The sequence below is a fragment of the Lysinibacillus sp. OL1 genome (assembly GCF_004332175.1).
In the GTDB taxonomy this organism is placed as follows: Bacteria; Bacillota; Bacilli; order Bacillales_A; family Planococcaceae; genus Lysinibacillus; species Lysinibacillus capsici.
This window is the reverse complement of sequence record NZ_SJDS01000008.1, coordinates 121,676-134,254: the sequence shown is the minus strand read 5'-3', so window position 1 is coordinate 134,254 and position 12,579 is coordinate 121,676. Positions and strand designations below refer to the sequence as shown.

At 38.9% G+C, this 12,579-nt stretch carries 14 protein-coding genes; 9 read left to right on the top strand and 5 right to left on the bottom strand.

All coding sequences use genetic code 11. From position 1 onward, the window contains the following. Positions 1-24: 24 nt before the first annotated feature. From EW028_RS15440 to EW028_RS15420, 5 genes are all read left to right on the top strand, one after another. Positions 25-1,212, top strand: coding sequence for a hypothetical protein (locus tag EW028_RS15440; protein ID WP_131521513.1), 1,188 nt, complete (start codon positions 25-27; stop codon positions 1,210-1,212). Between the two features lie 17 nt (positions 1,213-1,229). After that, positions 1,230-2,402 carry an amidohydrolase gene (locus EW028_RS15435; protein ID WP_131521512.1) on the top strand — a complete coding sequence of 391 codons (1,173 nt, stop codon included), beginning with the start codon at positions 1,230-1,232 and terminating at the stop codon, positions 2,400-2,402. A gap of 108 nt (positions 2,403-2,510) precedes the next feature. After that, positions 2,511-2,663 carry a YpzG family protein gene (locus tag EW028_RS15430; protein ID WP_004231380.1) on the top strand — a complete coding sequence of 51 codons (153 nt, stop codon included), beginning with the start codon at positions 2,511-2,513 and terminating at the stop codon, positions 2,661-2,663. Between the two features lie 119 nt (positions 2,664-2,782). Continuing rightward, positions 2,783-3,319 carry a hypothetical protein gene (locus tag EW028_RS15425; RefSeq protein ID WP_131521511.1) on the top strand — a complete coding sequence of 179 codons (537 nt, stop codon included), beginning with the start codon at positions 2,783-2,785 and terminating at the stop codon, positions 3,317-3,319. 20 nt (positions 3,320-3,339) lie between these two features. Continuing rightward, on the top strand, positions 3,340-3,678 hold the full coding sequence (locus EW028_RS15420) for a cupin domain-containing protein (RefSeq protein ID WP_131521510.1): 339 nt from the start codon (positions 3,340-3,342) through the stop codon (positions 3,676-3,678). Positions 3,679-3,708: 30 nt separating this feature from the next. Here the strand turns inward: EW028_RS15420 and EW028_RS15415 are convergent, their stop codons facing one another. Beyond that, positions 3,709-4,200, bottom strand: coding sequence for a GNAT family N-acetyltransferase (locus EW028_RS15415; protein ID WP_004231387.1), 492 nt, complete (start codon positions 4,198-4,200; stop codon positions 3,709-3,711). Between the two features lie 69 nt (positions 4,201-4,269). Here EW028_RS15415 and EW028_RS15410 point away from each other — a divergent pair, with 69 nt between their 5' ends. Then, on the top strand, positions 4,270-4,698 hold the full coding sequence (locus EW028_RS15410; RefSeq protein ID WP_004231389.1) for an NUDIX hydrolase: 429 nt from the start codon (positions 4,270-4,272) through the stop codon (positions 4,696-4,698). Positions 4,699-4,750: 52 nt separating this feature from the next. Here EW028_RS15410 and EW028_RS15405 read toward each other — a convergent pair whose 3' ends face one another. The 3 genes from EW028_RS15405 to mscL all read right to left on the bottom strand — a co-directional run bounded on the left by EW028_RS15405 (position 4,751) and on the right by mscL (position 7,808). Further along, a complete protein-coding gene (locus EW028_RS15405) occupies positions 4,751-5,911 on the bottom strand; it encodes an aminotransferase class I/II-fold pyridoxal phosphate-dependent enzyme (RefSeq protein WP_131521509.1) in 1,161 nt (386 codons plus the stop codon). Between the two features lie 3 nt (positions 5,912-5,914). Further along, on the bottom strand, positions 5,915-7,030 hold the full coding sequence (locus EW028_RS15400; protein WP_131521508.1) for a methionine biosynthesis PLP-dependent protein: 1,116 nt from the start codon (positions 7,028-7,030) through the stop codon (positions 5,915-5,917). A gap of 388 nt (positions 7,031-7,418) precedes the next feature. Continuing rightward, on the bottom strand, positions 7,419-7,808 hold the full coding sequence (gene mscL, locus EW028_RS15395; protein WP_009370295.1) for a large conductance mechanosensitive channel protein MscL: 390 nt from the start codon (positions 7,806-7,808) through the stop codon (positions 7,419-7,421). A 203-nt stretch (positions 7,809-8,011) separates the two neighbouring features. Between mscL and EW028_RS15390 the strand changes: the two genes are divergently transcribed. Then, complete coding sequence (locus EW028_RS15390) at positions 8,012-8,707, top strand: lytic transglycosylase domain-containing protein (RefSeq protein ID WP_131521507.1); 696 nt, start codon at positions 8,012-8,014, stop codon at positions 8,705-8,707. A 38-nt stretch (positions 8,708-8,745) separates the two neighbouring features. On the opposite strand, the gene EW028_RS15385 is transcribed toward EW028_RS15390, so the two are convergent. Continuing rightward, positions 8,746-9,003, bottom strand: a complete 258-nt coding sequence (locus EW028_RS15385) for a GlsB/YeaQ/YmgE family stress response membrane protein (protein WP_004231402.1) — start codon at positions 9,001-9,003, stop codon at positions 8,746-8,748. Positions 9,004-9,793: 790 nt separating this feature from the next. On the opposite strand from EW028_RS15385, the gene EW028_RS15380 reads away from it, so the two are divergent. Together EW028_RS15380 and EW028_RS15375 are read left to right on the top strand one after the other, a co-directional pair. Continuing rightward, positions 9,794-10,969 carry an amino acid deaminase/aldolase gene (locus EW028_RS15380; RefSeq protein ID WP_131521506.1) on the top strand — a complete coding sequence of 392 codons (1,176 nt, stop codon included), beginning with the start codon at positions 9,794-9,796 and terminating at the stop codon, positions 10,967-10,969. Then, on the top strand, positions 10,957-12,279 hold the full coding sequence (locus EW028_RS15375) for a D-arabinono-1,4-lactone oxidase (RefSeq protein ID WP_131521505.1): 1,323 nt from the start codon (positions 10,957-10,959) through the stop codon (positions 12,277-12,279). Before EW028_RS15380 ends, EW028_RS15375 begins: the two co-directional genes overlap by 13 nt. The last annotated feature ends 300 nt before the right edge of the window (positions 12,280-12,579 follow it).

Genomic DNA, 12,579 nt, shown 5'->3' with positions numbered 1-12,579 from the left:
ACTAAGTTAGGAGAATTCTTTGATATGTCGCAAATGTTAGCACTGACGATAGTACTTGCTATTCTTTACATCGGAGATATCGTAGCAACAAGAACGAAGGCGTGGATTCCATCTGTGTTCGTCTGTGCGGTATTATTTTTAATTGGCTATTGGACATTCTTCCCGAAAGATATTGTTAGTATTGCCGGGATTGGTCCAGTCGTTGCCACGATGTTAATGTATTTATTAATTACGAATATGGGTACACTTCTGTCCCTTAAGGAATTGAAAAACCAGTGGAAAGCCATCGTTATTTCTTTAGCAGGTATTGTAGGCATCATCGCCATATTATTTACAATTGGTGCCTTGCTATTTGATTTAAAAACGATGATTGTTGCAGTTCCACCATTAGTCGGTGGTGTTGTGGCAGCGCTAGTGATGTCAGAAGGCGCTTCTGCAGCTGGCTTAGAGGATTTAGCCGTCTTTGCCATTGTAATTTATGTCATTCAAGGTTTTGCAGGATATCCCATCACGTCCATTGTATTGAAGCGTGAAGCAAAACGTTTATTAAAAGAACACCAGCAAGGGAATATACAATCGGTAACACAGGTAGAGGAAGATGTTGAACAGGCATCTGAGCAACCAAAATTATTTAGGAAAATTCCTCCCAAGTACAATACAGAATACTTTAAATTTTTCCGTTTAGCGCTTGTTGGATTATTAGCGTATGGTACATCTACAGCATTAGCACCTGTTGTGACAGTCAATGCGTTAGTGCTATGCCTAGTGTTTGGTGTCCTTGCATCGACATTTGGTTTTTTAGAAAGACAACCATTGCAAAAAGCAAATGGCTTCGGTTTTGCCATTATGGGGTTAATGCTCTTTATATTTGATGGCTTAAAACAGGCTTCCCCTGAAATGCTGATGCGTATTATTGTGCCATTAGTAGTGTCTATTGTCTTAGCAGTTATTGGTATGTATATTTTCTCTTTCATCGCAGGGAAAGTTTTAAAGGTCAGCCCGAATTTAGCGTTTGCTGTATCCTTAACAGCGCTCTATGGGTTCCCCGCAGATTATATTTTAACGAATGAAGTAGTGAAATCGTCCACAGCCGATCAAAAAGAACGAGAAATGCTGTTAAGTCATATGTTACCACCGATGCTTGTGGGAGGTTTCATTAGTGTAACGATAACATCTGTGATTTTAGCGGGTATTTTTGTCAATTGGCTATAAAGAAGGAGAGAGTCAGCATGAATAAAATGAAAGAAATTATTGTGGAATTAAATAGTGAGCTTGTGGCAATTCGTCAAAAATTGCACAGTGAGCCAGAGCTTTCTTGGGAAGAATATGAAACAACGAATTATGTAGCAGCATATTTAGAGAACCTTGGTATTCCGTATAGACGAACAGAGCCAACAGGCATTATTGCGGAGTTAAAAGGGGGCAAGGAAGGAAAAACCGTTGCCTTACGTGCAGATATGGATGCATTGTCAGTTTATGAAATACGAGAAGATATTCCGTATCGCTCTAAAACGGATGGTAAGATGCATGCCTGTGGTCATGATGCGCATACAGCCATGTTGCTGATTGCAGCTAAGACATTACATACGGTACAAGAAGAAATTGAGGGAACAGTTCGTTTTATTTTCCAGCCAGCGGAAGAAGTAGCTACAGGCGCAAAAGCGATGGTAGAGCAAGGAGCAATGAAAGGTGTAGATAACGTCTTTGGTATTCATATTTGGTCACAAATTGACACAGGGAAAATTCAGTGTAATAAAGGTCCTGCCTTTGCCTCTGCTGATATTTTCAAAGTGCGCTTTAAAGGGCAGGGCGGTCATGCCGCAGTACCACATGATGCCATTGATGCCGTGATGATTGCTTCAACGTTTGCTTTGAATGTCCAAACAGTTGTGGCACGTACAGTCAATCCACTTCAACCTGCCGTTCTTACAATTGGAAAAATGGAGGTTGGCACACGCTTTAATGTAATTGCAGAAGATGCCATTTTAGAAGGGACTGTGCGTTGTTTTGATAAAGAGGTTCGTTCACATATCGAAACGCAAATTCGTCATTATGCTGACCAGATTGCCTCACTTTTTGGTGGCACAGCAGAGGTCGTTTATGAATATGGTACACAAGCCGTCAACAATGATGTGGCGAGTGCCAGCTTAGTCGAGCGCCTTGCAGCTGAACATTTTGGCGCGGATGCTTATCATATTGATGATCCGACAATGGGTGGAGAAGACTTTAGCTTTTACTTAGATGAAGTACCTGGCTGTTTTGCTCTAGTAGGCTCAGGCAATACAGAAAAGGATACACGCTGGGCACATCATAACGGCCATTTTACTATCGATGAAGATGGTTTGCGCGTTGGAGCCGAATTATATGTACAATATGCATTAACTTGGTTAAGCGAAAACTAATAAAGTGAAGTAAATAAGCTTCTTATGAAATTAGTATAAATTCACCTTAACTGGTCATAATAAAGAAGATTTCACTTATGAAATCTATAATGATGAGGAGGATGAAAAATGAGTAGGTTCGAACAACTAGACCCCAAATCTCAAAAAATCCACCGCAACTGGTCAAGGATTAAGCGATCAAAATCGCAAGTAAATGGTGAAACGGAGATTACTCTCCATAACCGTCTCTTGCGAAGTGAAGCAAAGGCCCGTCAGTTTTAATCATGCTAGAAAAGTAAGTGTCATCAAGCCCAGAAAAAATTCTGGGTTTTTCTTTATGACTAAGAAAGATGTATTATATTGTAAGGAAGTAATTTCTAACAGAAAAGGAGGGGAAAGCTATGATTAATCCTATTCCCATTTATCTACAGCAATTTGCAGGAAACGTCCAAATTATAGATGACGTTGAATCCCAGTTTCAGCTTCATTCTAGTGCAGGCAATGAACAATTTGAAATTTGGTATTACGGTGATTTGCTAATGATTGAAGGGGAGGAAATGCCTTATATTACAGGCTCAACCGCTAGAATCGTTGCTAAAGATCCTTTATCCGCGGAGGAAATTTTGCTCTTTGATGCGACGCTACATGGTTATAATGCGCTATTTTGTGAGGCGTATACAGAGAATCACCGTGACAACCGTCCACTAGAAAAATATAATTTACCCGAAACAAAAGTCGTATTATCATTTTTCTATAACATCGACTATGACGAAGAAATAGACGAATATGAGGTAGATGAACAAGAAAATGTTCAACTTATAAATGGAGAAACCACTAACTGGGAAACGATTAAAAGAAATGGCTATGATGCATTTGCTTTTTATTTTAAAAAAGAAGATGGAACACTTTTAGCATTTGCTGAAGAAGAACTAGCCTAATAGGAAGGGATTTTCGCGAAATGCAACTCATACAATTTACACAAGATTTAGCAAATCCAATTCATCAATACCAATCCATCGATACATTTTATAGAAAAATCACGAAAACGGAAGTACCTACGATGATTGGTTTCATCTATATTGAGCCAGGCGGTGTGGTTGGTTTGCATGACGCCCCCATTCCACAGCTATTTATCGTTATTAATGGAGAGGGATGGATTAGTGGTGAAGATGGTGAAAAAATCACGATAAAAACAGGACAGGGAGTACTATGGCATCAAGGACAGGCACATGAATCTGGTAGTATAACGGGCTTAACAGCACTTGTTTTCCAAGCGGAGCAGATAAATCTTACATAAATAAAAGTGTAACGGTAGTTGCAAGAACCGTTACACTTTTTCATATTGTTTAACCAATTTAACTGTTTTAAGTAGATGGCCATCAAATTGTTCATCAAATTCTTCTATTGCTACAAATCCCTTTGCTTGATAAAAATGCATACCAAGTTTATTTTCTTTCTCTACACAAACAAATAAAGACGATAGATTTGGGAGCATGCGTAGTCCTTCCTGTAAAAGTGCAGTACCCACGCCCTTACCATGCATATCAGGATGTAAATAAATCGCATGTAGCTCCGCCTCACCTTGTGTTACATTTGAAAAATTAGCAAAGCCTACTAGCCATTCATCAAAAATTGCAACGAGAAACGGACTATTGATAAGACGTTCGATTAATCGTTCTCGACTATAAGCTAGTTGTAAAAAACGATCTTGAATGTCACGTGGAATGATTCCTTCGTATGTATGATGCCAGCTTATTCTAGCAATTTCTTGTACAAAAGTAATGTCATTTTCTTGCATCTGTCGTATAATAAGTGTCAACACTTTTCACCTGCTATTCCAATTTTTCTCTTTATTGTAACATTCAATCATTCAAAGGGGGTCACTTTCATGCAAGTAATTGAAAAAGCTTTTGGCTATATCACGAGAACGCATGAGGATCAATTACAGGTACTCGTATTTGAACAGAATTCAGTTGGGGCAGGTATCCAGGTGCCCAAAGGTACGGTTGAGGAAGGGGAAACACCTTTAGATGCTGTGAAACGTGAAATGCTAGAAGAAACAGGTCTAACCACACTTGTCGTTCAAGCGCTAATAGCACAGGATTATTTTAACCATCCATCAGGTGTTTTACAGAAACGGTATTTTTATCATTTAACATCCGATGAAACACGGGATGCATGGCAACATCATCCAACAGGCTTAAACGAAGGGGATTTAATCTTTTCATTCTATTGGATTTCAGCTGAGCAAGATGCCCTGCTAGCAAAGGGGCATGGCGATTATTTATACCGATTGTTAGCAAAGGTGAGAAATTGAACCTATCATAATAAAACCGCGTCAATTGGACGCGGTTTTTATGTTGATTCAATTAAGCCTTGGCAGCAATCTCTAGGGCTTGTGCAAAATCAGCAATTAAATCATCAACATGCTCAAGTCCTACAGAAAAACGTAGAAGACCATCTGTGATGCCTCGTTTAGCACGCTCTTCAGGCTCCATAGCAGCATGACTCATTTTTGCAGGGTAAGAAAGGATAGATTCTACTCCTCCAAGAGAGACCGCAAATACTGGAATTGTCATCGCCTCAACCAATGCCTTTGCAGCTGTATAGCTTGGTAGTCGGAAGGATAAAACGGCCCCAGGACTTGTGCTTTGACGTTGATGAATAGCGTAGCCAGGGTGTGAAGCAAGCCCTGGATAGTAGACCTGCTCAACTAGTGGATTGCTAGCCAAATACACAGCAATTTTTTGTGCAGATTCAGCAGAACGACTAAAACGTACATCTGTTGTTTTGATGTTTTGTAGTAGTGTGAATGAATCCTGTACACCTAAAATATTACCGAATGAATTTTGGATAAAGTAGAGATCCTGACCTAGCTTTTCATCGGCAGTAACCGTTAAGCCAGCAATAATATCAGAATGTCCAGATAAAAACTTCGTTGCACTATGAATGACGACATCTACACCAAGTTCTAGTGGGCGTTGGTGTAACGGTGTCATAAAAGTATTATCCAAGAATGTGAGGCAGTGGTGTTGCTTAGCAAGCGCCACTACACCACGAATATCTGTAATGCCTAACGTTGGATTTGATGGTGTTTCCATATAAAGTAGTTTTGTAGCTGGCGTGATTGCTGCTTCTACAGCTGCTAGATCCGTAAAATCTACAAATGTATGGGAAATCCCAAAGCGCGGCAACACCTTTGTTACAAAACGATAGGTTCCACCATAAACATCCTCAGTCATGACGATATGATCTCCCTGCGATAACAGCATTAATGCTGCTGATACGGCAGCGATACCAGATGAAAATGCATGGGCACGAACGCCACCCTCAAGCTCTGCTACAGCTTTTTCTAACGCATCTCTTGTAGGGTTGCCTGAACGAGCATAATCATATTCTCCAAATTCATCTATACTTTCTTGATGGAAAGTAGACGACAGATACATCGGGACGTTAACAGCCCCTTTTTTATTACTATAGCCATCACGAACACCTGCGTGAATGAGGCTTGTTTCAATACGGTGCTTCATCAATTACGCCTCTTTTCTAAGGATATCAAACACTTGTCGTAAGTCTGCCATTAAATCTTCTGCTTCCTCAATGCCAACAGAGAAGCGTAATAAACGATCACAAACGCCACGCTCCACACGCTCTTCATAAGGCATATCTGCATGTGTTTGTGTAGCAGGATACGTAATAAAGCTTTCGACACCGCCAAGACTTTCAGCAAAAGTAATTAACTTTAAGTTACGAAGGAATGGGTCAATCCACTCAGGCTTTTGCAAGCGGAATGACAGCATGCCACCTTTTCCAGTATAAAGGACATCGGTCACTAACTCTTCTTCCTCTAAGTAAGCAGCAATTGCCTTCGCATTGGCATCATGTTGCTTTAAGCGTAGATGCATTGTTTTTAGACCACGAATAAGTAACCATGAATCCATAGCTCCTAGCACCATACCACTACCATTATGAATAAAGCCAATGCGTTCGGCTAATTCTGTGCCTTTAGCAACCACTAGCCCAGCTAAAACATCATTATGACCACCAATATACTTCGTTGCAGAATGAAGCACAATATCTGCGCCTAATTCAATAGGGCGTTGGAAGTATGGCGTATAAAATGTATTATCCACAATTAGCCATGCCCCATGCTTATGTGCTAACTCCGCATACACTTGTAAATCAAACTCCTGCATAAGTGGATTTGTTGGTGTTTCAATAAATATTGCACGGGTATTTTCATTCATCAATGCTTCCACCTGTTCAACCGATTCAAATTTTGAATAAACAGGCTTAATATTATAAGTATCTTGGAAGAAGTTAAATAGTCTATATGTACCACCATATAAATCATCTGGCACGACTAATTCATCGCCTGGTTTAAATAGGGATAACACCAATTGAATGGCAGCCATCCCGGAACTACAGGCAAAGCCCATATCGCCACCCTCTAAATCAGCAATTCCTGCTTCTAAAAGAGCACGTGTTGGATTTTTTGTACGTGTATAGTCAAAACCAGTAGATTCACCAATCCCAGTATGTTTATAAGCAGTCGATAAGTGAATGGGTGGGCTCACAGCTCCTGTTGCTGGGTCACTTAAATTACCAAGTTGTACAAGCTTTGTTTCTATACTTCTGTTTAATGTCATGACGTCACTCTTTTCTTCAATATTATTAAAAGCAACAGCTTTCGCTTTCAATTTAATAGTATTCTCAATAATTGTTACCAATTTAACATGGATACTAAAGAAGAACAAGGTGATTTCTGAAAATTAGCTAGATTATTTATAGTTAATCACCTAGGAATAGTAGGAGATTAACTGTGGCTTTATGCGAAATAAATAGTTTCTAAGTTAGCGAATAGAAGATAGAAAGTAGCGGTTAGAACGTGAAAAGTAGTGGATACAACGTGAAAAGTGGCGGATAGAACAGACAAAGTGAGGGATAGGTTTTGAAGTAGCGGATAGAACACAAAAAGTAAAGGATGCAAAATAAAAACATCTGCCTCCTTTGAGAGACAGATGCTTTAACAACATGTTAGGCTTGTTCTTTTTTTAGCAAGTCGCGAATTTCTTTGAGAAGCTCTTCTTTGGCATCGAGTTCAGGTGCTGGTTCTTCCACGACTGCTTCTTCTTTTTTACGTGTGAGCTTTGTCATAATTCGTAAGGCCATAAAAATGGCAAATGCTATGATTAAAAAATCAATGATGGATTGTAGAAATACACCAAAATTGATTTGGGCTTCACCTGAGCCAAAAACAAAACTCTTTGTTAAATCAATACCACCTGTTAAAACACCGACTAATGGCATGATGATATTTTCAACTAAGGAGGTAACAATTTTACCGAAAGCACCACCAATAACTACTGCTACTGCTAGATCGACAATATTGCCTTTCATCGCAAATTCTTTAAAGTCTTTCCACAAATAAATTCCTCCCTATTAATAACCAATAAACGAATCAATCTGTATTTTACTATATTTTTACCAAACCTTTCAACTGCTTTCATGGTGGAAATGATGTACTTTCATAGATGTGGAAGACTTCAATCTTTCAAAATGAAAAGATATACTGCACATGACGGAAAATTTGGTAATATAGAAAAAGAATACTAGATTAGGTGTGACGTATGGCAAAGAAAAAGAATAACAAACCCATGTTATCACCCGCGACAAAATTGGGTATGATAGCATTATTGATTCCAATTGCAATTACCGTGTATGTCCTCACGTTTTTTGCTTGGAAAGAGCTTCAAACATTACCGATATTCGAAAAGCTTGTCCAGCAAAAGGCAATTGAGGAGATTCAACAGCATTTCGATATGAAAATTCCTGAGCAATACATTCCCGTTTATGTAGCTGCAGAAGAAAAATATGGTGTACCCTGGACATTACTTGCTGCTCATCATCGTATTGAAACACGGTTTTCTACGGTAAAATCAATGGTATCATCTGCTGGGGCAGAGGGGCATATGCAATTCATGCCCTGTACATTCGTTGGCTGGCAGCATCCTACATGCTCAGGTTTAGGTAAAGGAAGTATCACGAAAACTGAATTAATGAGTCCTGAGACAATTGCTAAATACGGAGGATATGGTGTTGACGCAAATGGGGATGGAATAGCCGATCCTTATGATATAGAGGATGCAGTATTTAGTGCTGCGAATTACTTATCTAAATACGGTGCTGCGACAGGGAATATTAAGAAAGCTGTTTATCAATACAACCATAGCGAGAAATATGTTGAGGATGTGTTATATTACTACCAGTTGTATGATGATTTTCACGATGAGCTCCAAGCAGCTGTTCTTTTACATGGAAAATAATAAAGAGCCATCACACTGGATGGCTCTTCATTACATATTTAAGTTGCTTTACGCATACCTTTTAAAATAAGGCTGACGATAAAGATCAACACGATGGCACCGATTAGTGCTGGGAACACATAGAAATCACTTACTCTCCAGCCCCAGTTCCCTAAAACCATACTACCAATCCAAGAACCGACAATCCCTGCAATAATATTCCCGATGATGCCGCCTGGTACATCTTTACCTAAAATGACGCCAGCTAACCATCCAAGAATTCCTCCAATAATTAAATACCAAATGAAACTAATCATTACTTTCATCTCCTTAAATTTAAGATATAATGGCGATTACTTAGTTATACCCTGAATGGAGTAGATTAAACACTGTGATTTGTTTAGTAATTATTACATGTTGTAAATAAGGCTGTAGACAAATGAATGCAGCTCCTTTGCTGTGCTCACTTTATAGCTAATCCAACTGCATAAATTACTGTGAAAATGTCCACATTAACTACAATTACTTCTATATTGTACATACACCGATTATCGCTTACTTCTATAGTATGTTCATGCATTCAATTCGTACCAGAAATGAATGAAACGCCAGTAACAATAAAAAACAGCCATTTAACTAAATTATTTACTACAATAGCCATTTCATTCGTGAAAAAATACATTATTTATTGAAACAGAATGTCAATTCCCTGTACAATTCCTTATTTTTGGGGAGAATTTTTAGAGTAGAGAAAGAAAAATGGGTAAATTTCCACTTTTTAATAGTTTGAAAATTCTGTATAAAGGGATTATAATGTAGAAAAGGAGCGTGGTCGTATGAATATGGCTGTTATGAAACGTTTAAATCGTCAAGGATTTTTAATTGCTGGTTTGCATTTATTAGTGATGCTAAATCTTGCAGCTGAATTCTTATACGCATCGTAATCAACTTAATAGAAAGGTGAATAAAATGTTTATCCCCTATTAAAACAACCGTGTAGTCTTATTGTAAAACAGGCTCACGGTTGTTTTATTATGCTTAATTAACTGAAAAAAGGAATTGTTCTGCTAAATGTCAAATACATAGTTTATACAAGGGAGTGATGAAATGACGTCAAGATTGGATCAAGCATTTTGTGATTTGGAAAGACCATTTGCATGGTTAGATTTAGATGCACTAGATAAAAATATACAAATGGTTCAAGATGCTTGTGGTGGAAAACAAATTCGTATTGCAACAAAATCGATTCGTTCTATTGAGGTCCTTCGTTATATACAGAAAAAACTTGTGAATGTTGTGGGGGTTATGACATTTACTGCAGCAGAGACCCTTTTTTTATTGGAGCAGCAGTTTGATGACTTATTGCTTGGCTATCCAGTAATGGAGGAAGCAATGATTCGTCGATTGTTGCATTTTGTAAAGGAAGGAAAAATCGTTACCTTTATGGTAGACAGAGCAGAACATATCCAACTATTGGCGAAATTAGGACAAGAGATAGGCGTACGTGTACAGGTTTGCATTGATCTTAATGTTTCGAATGATTTTAAAGTATTGTATTTTGGAACAAAACGTTCGTCATTGTCTTCTCTTGAAACGTTGACACCTTTTTTACAAACCATTCAAAATACCCCTGTAATTGAAGTGGTAGGAGCGATGGGCTATGAGGCACAAATAGCAGGGGTTGGCAATCGTCCTGCAAATGCTTTAAAAGGTAGAATCATAGAAGCCATGCAAGTACAAGCCAAAAAGCAAGTAACGCAGTTTCGTCGATTAGCGATCGCCCATATCAAGGCCTATTTTCCCAATCTGCGCTTTGTGAATGGTGGAGGATCGGGAAGTATGACGTACACCAATCAACAGAAGGAAGTAACGGAAATTACAGTTGGCTCAGCTTTTTATGCACCTGCATTGTTCGATCAATTTACACATTTACAGCTAGAAAAGGCTGCTGGATTTGCCTTACGTGTAACAAGAATGCCGGAAAAAAATATCGTTGTTTGTCATGGGGGAGGCTACACGGCTTCTGGAGCCATTGGGATGGATCGTTTGCCTGTATTCTATGACCCTACTACTTTTGCATATCTTAGCCTAGAAGGCGCAGGGGAAGTGCAAACACCCATTAAGGTCAAAGGGAAGAGTGTCCATATTGGCGATACCATTTATTTTCGACATGCGAAGGCTGGAGAGCTTTGTGAGCGTTTTCAGGTCCTCCATGCTATTCGTGGGAACAAGTATGCAGGACATTACACAACATATAGGGGGGATGGACAATGTTTTCTATAGAAAAATGGCGAAATGGTGAAAAGTGGACAAACTGGGCTGGTAATGTTATTTCCTATCCGAGTGAAATGTATTTACCACACTCTATTGATGAAGTTTCAGCAATTGTGAAGCATGCGTGTCAATCAGGAAAGACAATCCGTGTCACAGGTGCTGCTCATTCTTTTAGCGCTGTGGCTATGCCTGAGCATATAGCCATTTCCTTACATAATCTGCGTGGATTAATCGCTGTGAATGAGGAAAGGCAGGAGGCAACATTATGGGCGGGGACCTACCTATATGAAATTGGACCAATGCTAGCGAAACACGGTTTTGCGTTAATCAATATGGGCGATATACAGGAGCAAACCATAGCAGGAGCAGTGTCAACTGGCACACATGGTACAGGGGTTACACTTGGTTCACTATCGTCAGCTGTCCAGGCATGGGGATTTGTAGACGGTACGGGTACTTATCAGGAACATAGGAGAGGTATGGATGATTTATCTGAAGCACTGCATGTATCTCTTGGGATGCTAGGTGTTCTGGTCAAAGTAACGATTAAAGTCATACCACTATATGGTTTGCATTATGTGGGGGCAAGAGAAACATTGACAAATGGTCTCTCGTTATTTGCGGGGGATATTCGTCAACATCGTCATGTGGAGTGGTTTTATTTCCCTGGTAGTGAAACAATTCAAGTAAAACGGATGAACGCGGTCGCGCCTGTCTTTCAAAGTGAATGGAATAAAAAAATAGAAACGTTAAAGCTACAAATAGTAGAAAATGGTGCTTTCTTTGCGATGTCAGAGCTTTGTAAGTGGAAACCAGGTTTAAGTGGTGCCATGAGCAAAATAGCGGCTGCCAATGTGGTAGAAAGTGAAAAAGTAGGGATAAGCTATGAAATTTATCCCTCACCTCGTAGCGTGAAGTTCCAAGAGAGTGAATATGCCATCCCACTATCACAGTTTGAAGCTTGTTTGGAGGAAATCCATGCAACCTTTAAAAAAGGGACTTTTAATGTTCATTTTCCTTTAGAGTGTCGAACAACTGCAGGCGAAGCAGGTTTTTTAAGTCCAACACAAGGGCGTGAGTCGGCTTTTATAGCCTTTCATATGTATAAGGGAATGGCAGAAGAGCCTTACTTTAAATGGGTGCATACATTGATGCAAAAATATGAAGGTCGTCCTCACTGGGGAAAACAACATCATTTAACAGCGCAAACGGTCTATGCGTTGTATCCAGAGATTGAAAAGTTTTTAAGCATTCGACACCAATATGATCCTGAACAAGTATTTTTTACAGGATACTTAAAAAAATTGTTTCTATTGTAAGCGTTATCTCTAGGATTGGATGATTTAAGTTATTCAAATATATGGGAATTATTTATTTACTTATTGTTGTTTATTATTGAAAAATTAAAATTTGAACGAAATGTCAAAATTTTTATCAAAGCGAGATAAAACTGATGCTTAATCAGCATGTAAACGATTTCAATTTTGACAGATTTTTTGAATTGTTTAAACAATTCAAAAAATACTGTTGACGAGACCTTTTTTTCGTACTATGATAACAACAATTTAACACGTTCGTTACAGCGGTAATCGTCTAAGAGACTATTACTCTATAAACAA

Excerpts from the sequence above, each read along its gene's own strand:
- EW028_RS15440 (WP_131521513.1), top strand. The coding sequence starts at position 25 with ATGTCGCAAATGTTAGCACTGACGATAGTACTTGCTATTCTTTACATC.
- EW028_RS15435 (WP_131521512.1), top strand. The coding sequence starts at position 1,230 with ATGAATAAAATGAAAGAAATTATTGTGGAATTAAATAGTGAGCTTGTG.
- EW028_RS15430 (WP_004231380.1), top strand. The coding sequence starts at position 2,511 with ATGAGTAGGTTCGAACAACTAGACCCCAAATCTCAAAAAATCCACCGC.
- EW028_RS15425 (WP_131521511.1), top strand. The coding sequence starts at position 2,783 with ATGATTAATCCTATTCCCATTTATCTACAGCAATTTGCAGGAAACGTC.
- EW028_RS15420 (WP_131521510.1), top strand. The coding sequence starts at position 3,340 with ATGCAACTCATACAATTTACACAAGATTTAGCAAATCCAATTCATCAA.
- EW028_RS15410 (WP_004231389.1), top strand. The coding sequence starts at position 4,270 with ATGCAAGTAATTGAAAAAGCTTTTGGCTATATCACGAGAACGCATGAG.
- EW028_RS15405 (WP_131521509.1), bottom strand. The coding sequence starts at position 5,911 with ATGAAGCACCGTATTGAAACAAGCCTCATTCACGCAGGTGTTCGTGAT.
- EW028_RS15400 (WP_131521508.1), bottom strand. The coding sequence starts at position 7,030 with ATGACATTAAACAGAAGTATAGAAACAAAGCTTGTACAACTTGGTAAT.
- EW028_RS15390 (WP_131521507.1), top strand. The coding sequence starts at position 8,012 with ATGGCAAAGAAAAAGAATAACAAACCCATGTTATCACCCGCGACAAAA.
- EW028_RS15385 (WP_004231402.1), bottom strand. The coding sequence starts at position 9,003 with ATGATTAGTTTCATTTGGTATTTAATTATTGGAGGAATTCTTGGATGG.
- EW028_RS15380 (WP_131521506.1), top strand. The coding sequence starts at position 9,794 with ATGACGTCAAGATTGGATCAAGCATTTTGTGATTTGGAAAGACCATTT.
- EW028_RS15375 (WP_131521505.1), top strand. The coding sequence starts at position 10,957 with ATGTTTTCTATAGAAAAATGGCGAAATGGTGAAAAGTGGACAAACTGG.